This window comes from Flavilitoribacter nigricans DSM 23189 = NBRC 102662 (genome assembly GCF_002646595.1).
Classification (GTDB): Bacteria; Bacteroidota; Bacteroidia; order Chitinophagales; family Saprospiraceae; genus Flavilitoribacter; species Flavilitoribacter nigricans.
In genome coordinates this window covers 260,282-277,913 of the sequence record NZ_PDUD01000017.1, presented here as the reverse complement: position 1 = coordinate 277,913, position 17,632 = coordinate 260,282, and the positions used below count along the sequence as shown (strand labels likewise).

The following is a 17,632-nucleotide window of genomic DNA, read 5'->3' as shown; positions in this document are numbered from 1 at the left end:
CCTTACATCGGCTTCTACCTAAGCACAATAATAGCGTTTATTTTTTTACTTCGCCAAAACAATAGTTGTGGCACTTCGAGGGTTCTTTATTTAGTATAAAGTATAAACATCTTTACCGAGGGGAACAGGCAATATTTGCCAGATATTACTTGAGAAAACTTAGACAGGAATGACTACGCAGCCTTCCGCAGTGGTATTTCCCGATGGGAGTATACCTACGCGAAATCTAGATGAGTTTTTTGCAGAACATCGCTCGGCCGGCCAGTGCTTTACCATCGATCCGGCCCGTCGAACCACCCTGGTTGGCAGTCAGGGTACCCGCCTGACCATCGCTCCCAATTCCTTTTTAGATCCAAGTGGCTGGCCCGTCAGAGGCCAGGTAAATCTGATCCTCCGGGAAGTTTTTTCCCGCCCGGACATGGTACTGTCCGGCCTGACCAATACTTCCGAAGACCGCATTCTCGAATCCGCCGGTCAGTTGTCGCTCGAAGCGCAATGTGAGGGGGAAGGGCTTAGTCTCGCGATCCCAATTGCCATCGATCTTCCGCTGCAGGCCGGTCTGGACAATCCGCTGGCTTCCCAGTTGTTTTCCGGTGGCGTATCCCAGACCTCTTCTTTCGGTTCCGGACTTCGCTTCGACTGGAAATCGGCCAAAGCCAAAAATATACAGCTGAAAACCCTCGGCGAAAAGAAATACCTTCACTTCCCGATCAACCAGTTGAACTGGTGGAACTGCACCTCTTTCTTTCACCGTCGCCGCAGTCGCATCATGATGTCGCTGCGCTGGTCCGCCAACGAAACTCCGGTGGAGGATGTAGCGGCTTTTCTGGTGTTTAAAGATTTTAACGCGGTGGTGAGAATGTATCCCAGCCGGCACGGTTTTTCCTCCTGGAATATTCCCAAAGATGTGGTGGCGCGGGTTATCCTGCTGGGTTTCAACGGGAAGCAGTTCCTGATGGGGAAATCTGCCTGGGCGCCTACCTCCAGCCAGCCTATTCTTGTAGAAATGGAAAGTACAACGAAAGCGGCAATACAGTCCGTTATGCCGGAGTACTGCCTATGAACGCAGGAATCTTTTCTGCAACCAGCGATCCAGTGACAACAGCACCAAAAGACTGATCATTATAATGCCCGCCATGATCATAATATTAGCGGGAATGAGCTCGAAAAGGGCGTAGAAACGGTCGATCATCCGGTCGATGCGGTGGTTCTCCTGTGCGGTAGCGGCGGGTGCAATGGCCACGCCACTACTGAAAAAGGCGAGCAGCAGGGCAATGGTGCCCCCGAAAAAGCTCCGGAGCCATTTCACGGATACCAGCGGGCCGGTAGCCAGTTCGCGTACGGCGGGCAGACTGTCCATGACGTTCTGGGCAAAGCGCATGGAGGGAATTTCGGTTTCCAGCGCTCCCAGATTTTGGTGCAGCACCTCGCTCTGCATGTACAGCTCCCGAAAGGATGGATCCGTTTCCAGCGTATCCTCCACCCGTTTGCGGTCATCGGCATCCAGCTGACCGTCCAGATATTTCCATATCAGATCTTCCCGTTCGCTCATAACATATCTTCTATTTCGGTACCCAGTTGCTGGGTTAATGTTTCTCTTAAACGATCGCGCAGGCGATACAGTTTAGTTTTAATATTGGTTTCCGTCAGGCCGGTGATCTCGGCGATCTCCTTGACCATTTTCTCGTGCAGGTAATACAGCGTAATGATACTCGCATCCAATGGATCGAGCTGATCGATCGCCTGCTTCAGATACTGCTGCAGATCCTGGCGACTGACCCGCTGCAGCCCGTCTTCGTGAAAATCGTCCTTCCAGTTGCCGGTGCGTTCATCGGCCAGTTCCTGGGTCGGCAATTGTTTTTTCCGGGCCACATCGATCGCCGTGCGGTAGGCTATGGTGTACAGCCACGTGCTGAATTTGGATTTACCTTCAAAGCTATCCAGGGTGGTGTACACTTTCAGGAACACATCCTGGGCCACCTCCTCGGCGACCTCTCTGCGCTTCAGTATCCGCAGGGCAATGGTAAATACATAGTTCTGGTACTTTTCCACCAATCGGCGAAAAGCCAGACGGTTGCCCTTGCGGGCCGCTATGATCCACCTGCTTTCTTCCTCCATGCGGAGTGGTATTGCGTTTGACGTGTTCAAAAATAAAAAGGTTACAAGGGTTATCGGATGTTTTGCCCGGAATATTGTAGCGGTATTTTTACCGGTGTACAATGACAGCTGATCAAATCGTGTTCTTACTAAAGATGCAAATCGATCCGGATCACCCTATGCGGCCGCTTATTTTTAAAAAAAATCGATTTTACTGTAACTTGCCACTAATGTAGTGTCGTCATAGAGGTATCGTTTAACTTTTTAGACCAATCCGAGCAAGATGGAAGGTGTACTAGCTATATTAACCGGAACAATTTCAGTCATTGGCTTTTTTGCCAGCGTCATATATTGGGTGCACATGCACTATACTTCCCGCCACCGGGAAAGAATGGCCCTGCTGGAGAGCGGGCAGGACGCCAGCATTTTTCAAAAACCCTCCCGTCCGGAACGGGTGCTGAAGTACGGCATTTTGCTGTTCAGTGTCGGTGCGGGCATCTTTTCGGGTTACCTGCTGGAAGAACTGGGCATGAATGACGAAGCCGCTTACTTCTCCATGATCTTCCTTTGCGGAGGTGCCGGACTGATCAGCTATTACTTCTTTTTCCTGAAGAGAAGAGCCGTCGAAATGTCCGAAACCCTCTAAGCCGATATTCCCCTTTCCTTCATTGATATTCGCTACCAAAGTCTATTTGTGTACCGCACCGTAATCCATCCCGGGATTGCGAAACTTTGCTGCTTATTTTCGTATCAATAGAATAAGCCTAGTTTTTTATTGGCTCATAATATAACCATTTTCAAAGCGTTATAGGAGGACCAATTATCCCGGACCAATTTTTTTGCACCAATATTTCACAAAACGTCGACTAGCGAGTATGCATTGGAAACCATTGTGCATTGGGATCATATGTTGTTTGTTTATTGTTACCACACATGCCCAATCTTCTTTTCCGGTTAAATTGAACAAAAAGTGGGGCCTGATCAACAACCAAGGGGATCTGGTTCTGGAGCCGGAATACAGTGCCATCGATGAATTCGATGAATACGGTTTTGCCGTAATGCAGCGCAACGGGATGGTGGGCCTGCTCGACGAATCCGGCCGGGAGATCCTTCCCGCGCGTTACGATGATATCAAAGTACTGGATCAGAACCTGATCGCCGTGATGGACCTCGGCGAATGGATGGTGATCAACCACCGCGGCCAGATCATTCTGGACAAAGGCTATTCCAAAGTGGAGGTCTGGGAGGGCGATTATCTCGCATTTCAGCAGGACGGCAAATGGGGCGTGGTGACCAAGCAGGGCAAAAACGTTGTGGCTCCGCGTTTTGATGAGGTGTACCAGGAAGGTGCCGACTTTTTCATTACCCGCAAGGGCGATTTGCTGGGAGTGGTAGCGGCCCGGGGACAAACGGTGCTGGAAAACGAAGCCAGCGAAGTACGTATCTTTAACGACAGCCTGCTGTTCTACCGGCTCGGCCGCGACTGGGGAGCCGTCAACAACCGGGGGCAACAGATCATTCCCGCCCGCTATAAAGGCTTCCGCAAACTTTCCGACCTCTTCATTACCCTGGAAGAAAATAACCACGTTTACCTCTTTTCCATTCCGTGCGGTCAGCTCATCGGCGACCGGGAATACGACGAATTTTACTCTTTTTCCCGCCGTTATGTACTCGCCAAGGAGAACCGCCAGCTCGGTCTGCTCGATTTCTGTGGCCGACCGGTACTCGAACCGAAATATTCGGAGATCCAGGCCTACCAGAAGGACATGTTCCGGGTGAATGTAAACGGCAAATGGGGGGTGGTCAATACGCAAAATGAAATTATTATCCCCATCGGTTACGATTACATCGCTCCGCTGAAGGGACAGGTTTGTCTCGTAAAAAAGGACGGTAAATTCGGGGTGGTGAATGCCCGGGGTGAGGAAGTGATCGAACCCGGCTACGGCCGTATCGAACTGAGCAGCCAGCAGGCCAAGGCTTATCCGCAGGGTAAGGAAGGGCAGGGCGAAGGCCAGTTGACGGTATTTACTTTCGATAAGCAAGGTAATCTCATTGACGACAGTAATTTCAATAACCACTTCACCGTCCGCATCGCCGGCAAAAAAAACGAAGATACTTCCAACCCGGAAGCGCTCTACCAACTGGAAAATTTCGAGTGGTTCTATTCGCCGAAAGAAGACCGTTGGGGATTGCGGAAGCTGAGCGACGGCGGCGTACAGATCGAGCCTACCTTCCACTACATCGAAGTGGATCGCGAACTCGGCTTTACGCTGGTAGGTATCGAAAAAGACAACAAATACGAATTTGAGCGGACGACCTTCCGCTTTGAGATGATCTTCGGCCTGGTCAACAACGAAATGGGCCTGCCGGTGACGGAAGTAGATTTTCTGGACATTAAACTCGATGACCTCCGCTCCGGACTGCCCACCGCACGCTGTGTATTCTCCGACGGGAAGTACGGCCTCGTGGACGGTATCGGCCGCATCGTTCGTAAGGATATGGCCTTTATCGGCGCATTCCACAACGGACTGGCCCGCGTGAGTTTCCAGGGCAAAGTATCCGGCAGCCTGAAAGCTGATCACAGCCTGGATAAACTGCAGGCTTACCTGGCGGAGATCCTTTCGCCCAACGCTATGCTGGATTACACGCAGTACGACCAGCACTTCCGGAAAAATGCGTATCTCATCTGCAAGGATTGCGAATGGGGCTTCATGGATACCAGCGGACAGGTGGTGATCAAACCCGAATTTACCTTTGTGGAACCGATGTCCGAAGAAGTGGCCATGGTGAAGAAACAGGACAAGTGGGGAATGATCGACCGCCGCGGGGCCAAACTGATCCCCTGTGAATACGACGGTATCGAATTCCTGGAGAATACGGACCAGAAGATCGTAAAAGTATACAAGCAGGAACCGAAATACGGACTGATCGATACCCTGGGCCAACTGGCGGTGGGTGCGGTCTACGACGAGATCGGCTCTTTCTCCGAAGGCCGGCTGGCCGTCTCCCAGAACGGACTCTGGGGTTTCGTGGACGGTCAGGGAAATGAAGTCGTTTCCTGCCTGTACAAGGAGGTCAAGAACTACAGTGAAGGGCTGGCGGCCGTTCGTCTGGACAATAAGTGGGGCTTCATCAACAAGCAGGGTAAGGTCGAGATCGATTTCAACTACCGGCGGGCCGGCAACTTCAAGGAAGGTCTGGCCTGGGTTTCTACCGAAAACGGCTACGGTTATATCGATATCTCCGAGCGCTTCGTGATCGAGCCGCGCTTTCAGAAAGCCTATGATTTCTTTCAGGGCAAAGCACGGATCGAAGAGAACGGCAGCTACGGCCTGATCGACCTGTCGGGCAAATACATCACCCGACCCAAGTTCAGTCTCATCAATCCGTTCAATGAATACGGGATCGCCATCGTCCGTTACGGGCGGGATCGCGTGCGTTACGGGGTGATCAATCTGAACGGCGATATGCTGACCAATGCCAGCTACGACGCGATCGAACCTTTTCAGGAAGGACTGGCGGCCGTACGCGATAAAAACGGCTACGGTTTCATCAATACCCAGGGTAAATTGGTGATCCCCGATCAGTTTTCCCGCGTCTCCAGTTTCTCCGAAGGCCGGGCCGCGGCCTATAAGAACGGCAGCTGCGGTTACATCAATAAAGTAGGGGAGGAGGTGATCACTTTTGAATACTCCCGCTGCCAGGATTTCGACGACGGTCGGGCGGTGATCAATAAAGGCATTCGCAATACCGGCCTGATCGATCTGGACGGCCAGGTACTGGTGGAACCCGAACTGGACCGACTGCTGGATTTCAACGAAGGTCGCGGACTGGTACGGGACGAAAAATACCGCTTCTACTACATCACCGAACAATCGGATATTTACCGGGGATATTTCGAGCGGGCTTCTGCTTTCAAACACGGTGTTGCCGTCGTTCAGATCGACGGTAAATGGGGCGTGATCAATCAGAAAGGTATGTCCGTCATTCCTCCGAAATATGATAAGATCGAGGGTTTCATCGACGGTTACGCCAAGGTGCGGGTCGAGGGCTTCAACGGTCTTTCCAATCTTAAAGGCGAACTCATCGCCGAACCGGATTACGAATTCATCAGTTACGCCGGTCAGGGACTTTTCCGGGTGGAGAAAGGCGATAAGCTCGGTTACTTCGATGCGGAAGGAAACTGGGTGTGGGGCCTGAATAATTAGTGCAGATTCCGCTGTGTCTCAAACTTCGGCTGGGTACTTTTCCAAAAATGCTTGCAATCCATCTAAGTTGGCTAAGCGGCACATTGTCAGTTTAGGGCAATAGGGCCCGCCCGGATTACAACTAGAAATAGTCTCCCGGTTTTTTCCCAAACCTTTCCTGATAGATCCTGGTCAGATAACTCCCCGAACTATAGCCGGATACCCGGGCTACTTCGTTTACGGTAGTATATACCTGCTGCTCCAGTAACTGCCGGGCTTTTTGCAGCTTGACTTCCTGGATATACTCATTGGGCGTAAGACCGCTTAGTTTTTTTAATTTCCGGGCAAACTGGCGCTCGCTCAGAAATACCTTTCCCGCTATAAAGGCAGCGGTCAGCTTGATCTCTTTTTTGAGGGCCTCCTTGGCGGCGGATTCCACTTCTTGCAACCAGATCTGGTTCGCCGGGGCAAACTCAGCCGCAAATTCGATATCAATTTTGCCGACCGGGGCTACTTCCCGGGAAGCGATCTCTTTTCTGACCTGATAATTGGAAATCAGATTCTTGATCCGTACGAGCAATTCGGCGGGAGAAAATGGTTTCAGCAAATAATCGTCAACGCCCATCCGTAAAGCCTGCAACTTATCTTCTTCGGCCGATCGCGCCGTGAGCATAATTACGGGCAGCAGCTGCCAACGTTCGTGGGCCTTGATCTTTTCCAAAAGCGTATAGCCATCCATTTCCGGCATCATTACGTCGGAAAGGATCAATGCAATATCCATGATACGGGGATCTTCTTCCTCCAGCCAGGTCCAGGCTTCCGCACCGTGATTGGCCAGTATACATTCGTAATGACCGGCCAGTAAGTGGTGGATAAATTCCTGCATGTCGGGATTATCTTCCACGATCAGGATTTTGGTTTTTGATCCATTGGGGGTTGGATGAGCAGCGGCAATGACAGCCGCTCGCTCTCCTTCGGTAGTGTCGCCGATGTGCGGTACAAAAGCCCTGGAATCCTCCGTCGGCATGGCCACTATTGCCGGAAACCGCAGGCTAAAACGAGCGCCTGCTCCCCATTCGCTTTCTACGGTGAGGTCACCCTCCATCAGTAGCGCCAGTTCTCTGGAGAGGGCTAAGCCGATACCCGTTCCGCCTTCAGTGGCGATATCATCCCGGCGGGTTTGGAAGTACCGGTCAAAAAGGTGCGCCATATCTTCCGGGGGAATGCCGCGGCCGCTGTCCTGGACGTCAATCAACAGTTGTGCATTTTCCCGAGTCAGGCTCATCCGGATCTTTCCGCCGTTCGGGGTGAATTTCAGCGCATTGGAAAGAAGATTGTTGATGATCTTTTCCAGTCGTTTCCGGTCGATCAGGAAATGGGCCTCTTCTTCCAGTTCCGTGTGAAAACGGTAGTCAATATCTTTCAGGGCAGCCCCGGATTCGTAGGCACTGAATAACTGTCGGCAAAACAGGACAAGCGGTGTGGAAGTCTTTTTTAATGTCGCCTTCTGGGCCTCCAGACTGGACAATTCCAGTAGTTCTTCCACCAGGCGGCCCAACTTGCCGGCATTGTTGAGCACCATGCTTAAACTCCGGCGGATCCTGCTTTCCAGCGAAGTGCCGTCATTTTGGATCAAATGCTCCAGTGGGGCTTTGATCAGGGTGATTGGGGTGCGCAACTCGTGGGAGATATTGGTGAAGAAGCGGGATTTCATCGTGTCCAGTTGCCGAAGTTCCGCAGCCTGCTGTTCGATCACCGCTTTGTCATCTCTGATTTTCCGGGTTCGCAGGGCGACTTCCTTTTCCAGTCGCCGGGCCTCCTGCTGTTTGTTTCGGGCCCAGATCAGGCCAAAGGCGATGAAAGGCAAAGCCGCCAGCAGATAGAACCAGGGCTGTTTGTAGAAGAATTCCCGGGCGTGAATGTTAATCGCCAGCGGCGTCGAGGTCCAGTTGTTGCGAAAATCGACGCCCTTGATCAGGAGGCGATATTTGCCCGGTGGTAAGCGGCTGATATTGAGTTCCGGTTGGGTGCCGAGGAAGTGCCAGTCATCATCTTTACCTTCGAGCATATATGCATATCGGTTATTCTGGGACTCCAGGTAGGTCGATAAGCCGAATTTCAGGTGGAGATACGGCCTTTCCGGCGATATTTCCAGTTGACCGATCTGCTCAAAATTATTGGTCTGCACCACTTCCGCTCCTTTTTGCTTGTCGAAATATCCCAACTCGGTCAGATAGATCTGCACGGTGGTATCACTACTCAGGGAAGCTTTCAAGGCGACGGGATCAACAATTGCTAATACCCTGCCGCGTGCCGAAATACAAGCGCCCATCCATGCTTTTAAATGGATCAAAACGTTCAAATATTTCGTAAGTCAAGCCGTCTTCCTGGTGGAAACTGTTCAGCACTTCTCCTGCTTTTGAAACCAGGTTGATGCCGTATTCGGTACCCACCCACATATCCCCCTCATCGTCGGCAATGATACTCATGACAGTATTGTTAGACAATCCCTGCTCCTGGTCGATGATGTTGATGGTTCCCGTTCGCGGATCGTAGACCTGGAGGCCACCAAAATAGGTGCCCAACCAAAGCCTTCCACCGGCATCTTCAAAGATCGAAGTGAAACGGGAATCCGTGAAGCCGTTTTCCAGTCCCAGGACTTCACTTTCGCCCCGGTCTATATCTATTTTCCAGAGACCGTTATTGGTGGGGATCCATACAAGTCCCTGCTGATCCACCAGTATATCCCGGACAAAGCCTTCGAATTGTTGCTGTACCCCATCGCCGAAGGCAACCGCTTGCTGCGTACGGACATCCATAAAAGAGATCTGATTCCGGCTGTGTTGATAGACGGCCAGGCCCTCGCGCGCAAAAGCAAAGAGTGCGCCCCGCTTGCCGAAATTGAAAGACTCGCAGTCATTGGTGGCGGGATCATATCTGACCAGATAACTTCGGGAGATAAACCAAAGTTTTCCATCCTTATCCGGGATGATCTGCTGCTTCATACCATCGCCGAATGCGGGGCGTTCCGTGCCGCAGTCCGGCCCCTGAAATGGCATTGTTTTGCCCGTTATTTTATCGTAGACAAACCAACCATCCTGGACCGTATTGATCAATAAGCGACCGTCGGGCAAGTCGGCCATGGAACTGCCCCATTTATCCGTAAGTGTCTGCTGGATTAGCCCCTCCTCCCGGATACCAGCGCAGTACAGGCCGGTCCCCGTCAGTAAAAAGAGCTGCCGCCGAAAATCCTGGCCGGCCAGGGAGCGAATATCCTGCTGTCCGGCCACTACCGACGAATAATCGAAGCGTTGTCCATCTACGGTTTCCAATACTGCCCGATAAGCTGCATTTGCATCCTGAAAAAGGAAGCAGATATTGCCGGCCTGGTCCCGAAAAATATCAACGGACAGCCAATCGGCTGGAAACTGGTCGGTTATGGGTACGAATTTCTCTTTTTCCCGATCCAACCCAAATAACTGGTTATCGTATACAGCCTTGAAAAGCAGATAAACATTGCTCGCGGAGCTTACTAATAGCTTGGGCATAAACCTGCCGTCAAGGGTTCGTCTATCTTCAGCTTCTATCTTTCTCAGAACAGTAAAATCCTGCTCTCCGTAGGTATCTAATGTCTTCTTTTGCCGGTCAAAACGATATATCGGAAGCGAGAAGTTTAGCAACCAGATCGATTCCGGACTTATAGTCATTCCGTACATTTCCGGCATTTCCTCCCTTTGGGGATAGTGAAAAGCCGGCTCCTGTACCAATCCATCCTCCTCCAGTCTGAACAACAAGGGTGGGCTGTTTTCTGATTTGCCGAGAGCAAATGCTTCGTCGCTCCCACTGGAAATGCATATTGCCTGAAAGTTGCTGAAAGAGGAATCAACCGGCAAAATGATATTACTTTCATGGGTATCGAGGCCCATGCGGAAAAACTCCCTTTCTTCGGTAGTCCCGATAAAACGTCCCTGGTCATCAAAGCCAGTCACCAGCGGTGCTTCTATTACGGTTCCTTCCGGTGACAGTACCTCCACCGGCTGGAATGAATAGCCGTCGAAGCGGAATAACCCGATAGAATTGATCAGGCGCTCATCTCCACAGGGAACCAACCATAAACGTCCCTGCCGGTCAGGAAAAATATCATCAAAACATTTTTTGGAATAGGAGTCATTCTCCCGGTAGAAGTGATTCATGTAGGAGCGCTCCAACCTGGGCCAGGTCTCGCCGGTCTGGGAGAAGGCGCCGGATAGGGCAATAAAGCAGCAATACAGAAGAGTGAAGAGAAGGCGGACCTTCATATCGATCTTGTGTTATTGGTTGGGTATTCAAATCGTCCTGGTATCGGGACAAAAGAGGACGTACCGGTAAACAAATATAAAAATATTCAAACTAACTGATAGTGCCGCTAGTGTCCCGGTGTGTATCCAAAATTGCAACAACTATTTTTCAGGGACAGGTGCAGCTCACCGTCCTGCTGATTTTTCATAGCGGTTGATCAGGTCACTAGGCTGGAGCTCTAGATATTTTCATCCCGCAGTGGTTTGGTTCTGTCTTGCTAGTAACCATCAGGACGCCCAAACCACTTCACGTCGGGTAGACCTGGGCCATTCGGGATACACACTATAGTTCTTTACGGCCCAATTCTGATTTTGTGTCAGGAAGCCAGTAAAATAAGGGGTTTTACGCCTAAATGTCCAGATTTTATCCAATCATGTCGGGATTTTTGCCTGGCGCTACCCCCATCTTTGCATCGTAACAATTGATAAAATAAACCGCTAAAAAATTGTCGCCATGCAAAAGCAAATCACAGCATCAGAAACTTCAAGCAACTCAAATCGTACCCAACAAGGCATTATTGGTTTCCTCTGCCTGTCCTTTTTTCCACTGGTTTATTTCATCGGCAAAATGGTTGTTTCCCTAATCTAGCCCTGGCCCCGGTACGGAGCGGCAAAGTTGAAGTATACGCCGATTAGGAACCTTCTTATACCGATCAGCATCTTTCAAAACGATCCTCATGCACTACGAAACGAATTACATTTCCTACCGCGAGACCCGGGCGGAACAAAAGAAAGGCCACGTCATCATCATCGATGTCCGGGAACCCGCTGAATTCCGGGACGGGCACCTGCCTTACGCGATCAACCTGCCGACTACCCGGTTTTCGGTGGAAGACTATCAATCCTGGCATCACCTGAAAATTGCTCTGGTATGCCAAACGGGCAACCGGGCGCACGCCATCGCCCAAAAGCTTGGTGCCGCCGGCCTGGAAAACGTCTACGTGCTGGAACGCCACATGGAAGAAATCACCGTAGCAACCACCGGCGAAATATGGAGCGTAGATCGGCAGTTCCGATTTTTACTGGGCCTGTTTATGGCCCTGTACCTGGTCGGATACCATTGGATGTCAACCTTGTTTTCCGTCATCCCGGTCATTCTTTGTCTCGGACTGATCATTACCGCGATCATCGACAAATGTTATCTCCGGGTGGGGATTGCGATGCTGCCCTGGAACCGGGAACAGGCGGAACAACTCCAGGCCGTTAATTAGAACCTGATCTCAAAATCATTCTTTACTAAAAAATTAATTCCATGTCAACTTGTCAACCCTTTTCCATCATGAGGCTCACCCACGAAGCGATCCGCGCCGGATTAAACCGCCTGGAAGCTTTGAATGAGACCCTGTCGCCGGCAACTGCTCCCCAGCTAAAAAGTGTATTTGGCGAGGTAAAAAGAGTAATCGAGCTACACGCCGATCAGGAGGATAATGCCTTTTATCCGCCGTTGGAAGCAAAACGACCGAATATCACCCACGCGTTCACCGAGGAACACGAGGCCGAACATCGCGCATTCGACCGCCTGAGCCAACAAATGGAAGCGCTGCCGAACGGTAATGGCGACCTGAACGAAATTCAGACCTCCATGCGCGATTGGATCCAGCAACACCGGGACCACCTGGTACACGAGGAGGAAATTCTTATGGAAATTCTACCCAAGACGTTCACTTACGTGGAATCCGTAGCGGTGGTAAGAGGCATTTTGCAGTATGACCTGCAGGAATACGAGCAATTCCAGCTGCCGTGGGTGTTCAACCGGCTTAAAGGCCCTCAGCGGAAAGTCTATCTCGGTATGCTGAAAGGTTGCAGTCCCAAAGACAAATTCCCGGACTTTGTGGCCAGGGTACGACCTTACCTAAACCCCGAGGAAATACAGACTTTCGAACAGGAAGAGCTGCTGGTGTAGAATTAAGCGGGCTATTTTCAATATTTAGGAAAATGGCCCGCCAAAACCTTTATGATAGATCCGCTGTGCTTTGAGCACGACCGGTATTGAAGTTGCCGGACCGAGGTGATGGTCCTGATCGGTTTTATAGCGGAAAGTAAAACGATAGCCTTCCTTATCTTCTATCTTATTCTGTTCATTCGGAATTTTCAGCCACCAACTCATTCAACTATTCCCCTTCCCAACCGTTTAAACTATTCGACTATCCAGCGATCAGGTTATATTTGACGCGCGGTGGTTTGGCCCTGAGGTGTTGTACACCGTCAGAATTCCCGAACCAGTTTTAGGTCAGTATATTTCTATTTACCCACATCCTACATGGCAAAAAATTCCGTTCCCACTTCCTGGCTCTTTCGTATGGCCTGGCGCGACAGTCGTCAAAGCCGGGGGCGCCTGTTACTATTTATCTCTTCCATTGTCATCGGTATTGCGGCCCTGGTCGCTATCCAGTCCTTTGGGGAAAACCTGCAAAACGATATCGACGCGGAAGCGCAGACCCTACTGGGAGCCGATCTGGCGCTGGAACTGAACCAGCCCCCATCGGACAGCCTGCTGGAATGGATGAACGGTCTGGGGACCGAACAGGCCCGCACGGTAAGTTTTGTGTCCATGGCTTATTTTCCGGGATCGGATAATACCCGGCTGGCCAGTATCCAGGCCTTGGAAGGGAATTTTCCTTTTTACGGAGAACTCGTCACGGAACCCGCGGCCGCCGGCCGGAATTTTGTGGGTGGCCCCTCCGCTCTGGTGGATCAAAGTATGATGGAACAATACGGTGCGGAAGTAGGTGATTCGGTAAAGATCGGGGAACTGACCTTTCGCATTGCCGGTCGACTGTTGTCCGCGCCCGGCCGGACCGGTATCAATGCCGCCATCGCACCGGTGATCTACATCCCCATCGATTGGCTGGATGGGACCGGATTGGTGCAACGCGGCAGCCGGATCAACTACAACTATTTCTTCAAGTTCGACCCCGAATTTGATATCGACCAGCTGATCGAGGATAACGAAACGATGCTGGATGCCGAACGCGTGGACGATGATACCGTGGAGGACCGTAAACGCAGTATTGGCAACGCGCTGGGGAATTTTACGACCTTTCTCAATCTGGTGGCCTTTGTGGCCCTGCTGCTGGGCTGTATCGGGGTAGCCAGTGCAGTTCATATCTACATTAAAGAAAAAGTACCGACCGTAGCCGTTCTTCGCTGCCTGGGAGCCAGTGGCCGTCAGGCGTTCCAGATCTACCTCATTCAGGTAGCCATTATGGGCTTGTTGGGTACGCTGTTGGGCGTATTGGCGGGCAGCATACTGCAACTGGCTCTGCCCGCGGTGATGGCCGATTTTTTACCGGTGGAAAATATTAGCACGGACGTTTCCTGGAAAGCGGTCGTCCAAGGCTTGATGACGGGTATGGGGATCTCAATCCTGTTCACACTTTTACCCCTCTTGCGGATCCGCCGAACCTCGCCCCTCCGTACCCTGCGGGCGGTCGGCGACGAAAAAATGCCGGCAGATCCCCTGCGGTGGGTGATATACGGCCTGATCACCATTTTTGTGGCGCTCTTTACTTACTGGCAAACGGAAAGCTGGCAGGACACGCTGGTGTTCCCGCTCGGACTGGGCATTGCCCTCGGCGTACTGGCCTTGGTAGCGCGGGCTTTCATCTGGGCGCTGCGGCGGTTTTTCCCGAGGGACTGGAGCTTTGTCTGGCGGCAAAGTCTGGCCAATTTATTTCGTCCGAATAACCAGACGCTCATCCTGCTGGTCTCCATCGGACTGGGTACGGCCTTATTGGCCACCCTCTTCTTCACCCGCGATCTGCTACTGGATCAGGTGCGCCTGACGGGAAGCGGCGACCGGCCCAATATGGTGCTGTTCGATATCCAGACTTCCCAGAAAGAAGAAGTTGCCCGGCTGGTGGAACAAAACGGACTTCCCCTCCTGCAGGAAGTGCCCATCGTGACCATGCGCCTGGAAACCATCAACGGCATCACCAAAGCACAGAACGAGGCCGATACCACCTCGGAGATTCGAAACTGGGTCTTTAACCGGGAATACCGGGTAACTTACCGGGATACCCTGATCGATTCGGAAACGGTAGTGGAAGGGGAATGGCACGGCGAAAAGGCTAAAGACGGCACCATCTACGTATCCATTGCCGACAATATCGCCGACGATATGCAGGCGGAGATCGGGGACGCACTGGTTTTCAACGTGCAGGGACGTACCATTGAGACCGTAGTTTCCAGTATCCGGGAAGTGGACTTCCGGCGGGTACAGACCAACTTCTTTGTCGTCTTTCCGAGCGGCGTACTGGAAAATGCACCGCAATTCCACGTGGTGGTCACCCGGACTTCCGATCAAAGCCAATCGATCGCTTTTCAGAGCGCCCTGGTGCAGGGTTTCCCCAATGTATCGGTCGTCGATCTGAGCATGATCCTGAAAACGGTGGATGAGATCCTGAATAAGGTGGCTTTTGTGGTACGGTTTATGGCACTGTTCAGCATCCTGACGGGTTTACTCGTGCTGATCAGTTCCGTACTACTCAGCAAGTACCAGCGCATTCGCGAAAGCGTACTCTTGCGGACGATCGGGGCCAAACGCCGGCAGATTCTCTGGATCAATGGTTTGGAGTACTTCATTCTGGGCTCTTTGGCCACCATTACCGGGCTCTTCCTGGCGGTGATCGGAGCCTGGGCGCTGGCCTATTTTCAACTGGATATTCCCTTCCGGCCAAACCTGATGCCGGCTCTGTATTCCTATCTGATCATTACCGGGCTCACCGTTTTGATCGGATTGTTCAACAGCCGGGAGATCGTCAGTGAGCCGCCGCTGGAGGTGTTGCGGCGGATTGGGTAACGGGGAGTGGAGGGTGACCTCACTCACACTCCGCCACCGTCCGCGGATTATTTTTAAAATACTCCCGGCATCGGTCACTAATGGGCTTGCCCGTGGTGAATTCACCACAATTTGCACCCGCGGCACCCACCGCTACCGGGCTTTGACTGAAAGCCTCCATGCATTCCCCGCAGCACTGACTGCTTAGATCTTCCTGGTTTTTAGAAGTGTTACAGGCGCTGAAGCTTAAAATAAGGAAGACCATCAAAACGTTTATCCAATTTCTTTTTGGGCTCATAAGTAAAGCGTATTTTAGAAAATCTGTATATCTTCGGATATACATTGAAACTATCGGTAGTAAGTACACGTACCAGATCGTGGAGTTACCATCGTTATTACGGTACAATTAGAGCTGGTGCGATCGGCTTCCGACCATCATCCCACCATCGTAAGATGGACCCACATTGAAACGACACAGCCATGCTGCTACACACAAAAAAACAGGACAAAATCCCCCAAGAACTGCTTATGCTAAGATTATGCACGCTGTTGATCCTCCTCCTGCTGGCCGTCATACCCGACAGAGCCGGTGCCCAGGATGCCCTGGTAAATTCGGAGGTGACAACCACGAACTGGGAGCCGGAATCCACCCCGCCCAAGCGGGAGTTTCGGGGCGTCTGGATCGCTACGGTTTTCAATACCGACTATCCAAAATCGCCTTCTCCGATGCGGGTGGCCATCAAAGAACAATATAAGAATTTAATAGCTGAGTTTAAGCGACTCGGCTTTAACGCCGTAGTGGTGCAGGTGCGCCCGGCGGGTGATGCTTTTTATCCTTCCCAACTGGTGCCCTGGTCCAAGTTCCTGACCGGTAAACAGGGGCAGCCGCCGATCCCGTCGGAATTTGATCCGCTGGAATTTATGGTGGAGGAAACCCACCGGATGGGGATGGAATTTCACGCCTGGATGAATCCCTACCGGGCCACGGTCAACCTCGATACCGCCGGTCTGCATCCCACCCACGTGTTCAATCAGCACCGGGACTGGCTGCTGACCTACGGAACGCGCATGTACCTGAATCCGGGAGTGCCCGAAGTACGGAAACACATCGCCGAAGTGGTCGGTGAAGTAGTGGATAATTACGATGTGGACGGCATTCATTTCGACGATTATTTTTATCCCTATAAGATCAAGGATGTGCCTTTCCCGGATAGTGCTACCTACTATTTCTACGGACAGGCTTTTAAAAATATCGACGACTGGCGGCGAACCAATACGGATAACCTGATCATGGGGATTTCCCAGCGTATCCGCGCGTCCAAACCCCACGTCAAGTTCGGCATTAGTCCGTTCGGGGTCTGGAGTAACCGCAGCCAGAATACCATGGGTTCCGAAACTTCGGCCAGCGTCACTTCCTACGATGACCTCTACGCGGACGGCATCAAGTGGTTGAAAAACGGCTGGATCGATTATATTGCACCGCAATTGTACTGGAATATCGGATTTGCCGCCGCGGATTACGCCGAACTGGTGAACTGGTGGAGTATGCGGGTGAAGGATCAGCATCTCTACATCGGTCAGGCGGCCTACAAGGTGGGTGATAATCCCGAACCGAAATGGCAGGACCCAACGGAGATCCCCCGCCAGATCGCGATGAATCGCAATAATATCGAAGTGGACGGCAGCATCTTCTACAGTGCTCAGTCCATTAAGCGCAATCTGCTGGGACTGAAAGATTCCCTGCGCACTGCGTTCAAGGCACCCGCGCTGGTACCGCAGATCGACTACCAGACCGGACGGGTACCCAAGATACCGCGTTTCAAAAAGGTGCGTTCCAAGGACGGCGACGTCAAGCTGAAGTGGAGACCCCACAAGGATGATACCTACATCAAACCAGCTTACTATATCGTTTATCGTTTCAACGGATCGCGGGTAGGGGACTACGAAGATCCCCGCAATATTCTGCACGTCACGTCCTTCCTGGCGGATGCCAAAAAGATGGTCTTTATGGATCGTTCGGCCGAAGCGGGGAAGCAATATACCTACGTTGTTTCTGCCGTCAACCGCCAGCACCAGGAAGGTCGTCCGACTGAGTCGCAACCCATCCTGAAAACGGAGCGGCGGGTGAAAAAGATCAAGAACCGCCGCGTGAAAAAGCAGAAGGACAAGCGTTCCAAAAAGGAAAAGAAGGAAGACGAAGCTACTCCTGATTTTAGATTTTAGTACGATCG

Annotated in this window: 12 protein-coding genes; 8 read left to right on the top strand and 4 right to left on the bottom strand. The window is 51.7% G+C overall.

What is annotated here, in order from left to right; genetic code table 11:
* Window positions 1–169 precede the first annotated feature (169 nt).
* A complete protein-coding gene (locus CRP01_RS10285) occupies window positions 170–1,063 on the top strand; it encodes a hypothetical protein (protein WP_099149938.1) in 894 nt (297 codons plus the stop codon).
* On the opposite strand, the gene CRP01_RS10280 is transcribed toward CRP01_RS10285, so the two are convergent.
* Together CRP01_RS10280 and CRP01_RS10275 are read right to left on the bottom strand one after the other, a co-directional pair.
* Window positions 1,058–1,552, bottom strand: a complete 495-nt coding sequence (locus CRP01_RS10280) for an anti-sigma factor family protein (protein ID WP_099149937.1) — start codon at window positions 1,550–1,552, stop codon at window positions 1,058–1,060. The genes CRP01_RS10285 and CRP01_RS10280 overlap by 6 nt on opposite strands.
* Complete coding sequence (locus CRP01_RS10275) at window positions 1,549–2,118, bottom strand: RNA polymerase sigma factor (protein ID WP_099149936.1); 570 nt, start codon at window positions 2,116–2,118, stop codon at window positions 1,549–1,551. The genes CRP01_RS10280 and CRP01_RS10275 overlap by 4 nt, the downstream gene beginning before the upstream one ends.
* Before the next feature lie 262 nt (window positions 2,119–2,380).
* Between CRP01_RS10275 and CRP01_RS10270 the strand changes: the two genes are divergently transcribed.
* Together CRP01_RS10270 and CRP01_RS10265 are read left to right on the top strand one after the other, a co-directional pair.
* Window positions 2,381–2,743 (top strand): DUF6249 domain-containing protein, encoded by a 363-nt coding sequence (locus tag CRP01_RS10270; RefSeq protein ID WP_317048812.1) that lies wholly within the window; start codon window positions 2,381–2,383, stop codon window positions 2,741–2,743.
* A gap of 313 nt (window positions 2,744–3,056) precedes the next feature.
* The gene (locus tag CRP01_RS10265) at window positions 3,057–6,305 is read left to right on the top strand and encodes a WG repeat-containing protein (RefSeq protein ID WP_170110309.1); all 3,249 of its coding nucleotides are present in this window, start codon (window positions 3,057–3,059) and stop codon (window positions 6,303–6,305) included.
* A 121-nt stretch (window positions 6,306–6,426) separates the two neighbouring features.
* Here CRP01_RS10265 and CRP01_RS10260 read toward each other — a convergent pair whose 3' ends face one another.
* Both CRP01_RS10260 and CRP01_RS10255 read right to left on the bottom strand, forming a co-directional pair.
* Window positions 6,427–8,559 carry a hybrid sensor histidine kinase/response regulator transcription factor gene (locus tag CRP01_RS10260; protein ID WP_170110308.1) on the bottom strand — a complete coding sequence of 711 codons (2,133 nt, stop codon included), beginning with the start codon at window positions 8,557–8,559 and terminating at the stop codon, window positions 6,427–6,429.
* 10 nt (window positions 8,560–8,569) lie between these two features.
* Window positions 8,570–10,582, bottom strand: coding sequence for a ligand-binding sensor domain-containing protein (locus CRP01_RS10255; RefSeq protein ID WP_099149932.1), 2,013 nt, complete (start codon window positions 10,580–10,582; stop codon window positions 8,570–8,572).
* A gap of 493 nt (window positions 10,583–11,075) precedes the next feature.
* Between CRP01_RS10255 and CRP01_RS43140 the strand changes: the two genes are divergently transcribed.
* The 5 genes from CRP01_RS43140 to CRP01_RS10225 all read left to right on the top strand — a co-directional run bounded on the left by CRP01_RS43140 (window position 11,076) and on the right by CRP01_RS10225 (window position 17,624).
* A complete protein-coding gene (locus tag CRP01_RS43140) occupies window positions 11,076–11,210 on the top strand; it encodes a hypothetical protein (RefSeq protein ID WP_262510316.1) in 135 nt (44 codons plus the stop codon).
* A gap of 88 nt (window positions 11,211–11,298) precedes the next feature.
* A complete protein-coding gene (locus CRP01_RS10250; RefSeq protein ID WP_099149931.1) occupies window positions 11,299–11,832 on the top strand; it encodes a rhodanese-like domain-containing protein in 534 nt (177 codons plus the stop codon).
* Window positions 11,833–11,873: 41 nt separating this feature from the next.
* On the top strand, window positions 11,874–12,524 hold the full coding sequence (locus tag CRP01_RS10245; RefSeq protein ID WP_099149930.1) for a hemerythrin domain-containing protein: 651 nt from the start codon (window positions 11,874–11,876) through the stop codon (window positions 12,522–12,524).
* Between the two features lie 357 nt (window positions 12,525–12,881).
* Entirely contained in the window at window positions 12,882–15,422 is a 2,541-nt protein-coding gene (locus tag CRP01_RS10235) for an ABC transporter permease (RefSeq protein WP_222845690.1), read from the top strand.
* A gap of 507 nt (window positions 15,423–15,929) precedes the next feature.
* On the top strand, window positions 15,930–17,624 hold the full coding sequence (locus CRP01_RS10225) for a glycoside hydrolase family 10 protein (protein ID WP_170110307.1): 1,695 nt from the start codon (window positions 15,930–15,932) through the stop codon (window positions 17,622–17,624).
* Window positions 17,625–17,632: the final 8 nt, after the last annotated feature.

Bases quoted from the DNA above. Each gene is read 5' to 3' on its own strand.
- CRP01_RS10250 (WP_099149931.1), top strand. From the start codon at position 11,299: ATGCACTACGAAACGAATTACATTTCCTACCGCGAGACCCGGGCGGAA.
- CRP01_RS10225 (WP_170110307.1), top strand. From the start codon at position 15,930: ATGCTAAGATTATGCACGCTGTTGATCCTCCTCCTGCTGGCCGTCATA.
- CRP01_RS10275 (WP_099149936.1), bottom strand. From the start codon at position 2,118: ATGGAGGAAGAAAGCAGGTGGATCATAGCGGCCCGCAAGGGCAACCGT.
- CRP01_RS10255 (WP_099149932.1), bottom strand. From the start codon at position 10,582: ATGAAGGTCCGCCTTCTCTTCACTCTTCTGTATTGCTGCTTTATTGCC.
- CRP01_RS10235 (WP_222845690.1), top strand. From the start codon at position 12,882: ATGGCAAAAAATTCCGTTCCCACTTCCTGGCTCTTTCGTATGGCCTGG.
- CRP01_RS43140 (WP_262510316.1), top strand. From the start codon at position 11,076: ATGCAAAAGCAAATCACAGCATCAGAAACTTCAAGCAACTCAAATCGT.
- CRP01_RS10245 (WP_099149930.1), top strand. From the start codon at position 11,874: ATGTCAACTTGTCAACCCTTTTCCATCATGAGGCTCACCCACGAAGCG.
- CRP01_RS10270 (WP_317048812.1), top strand. From the start codon at position 2,381: ATGGAAGGTGTACTAGCTATATTAACCGGAACAATTTCAGTCATTGGC.
- CRP01_RS10280 (WP_099149937.1), bottom strand. From the start codon at position 1,552: ATGAGCGAACGGGAAGATCTGATATGGAAATATCTGGACGGTCAGCTG.
- CRP01_RS10285 (WP_099149938.1), top strand. From the start codon at position 170: ATGACTACGCAGCCTTCCGCAGTGGTATTTCCCGATGGGAGTATACCT.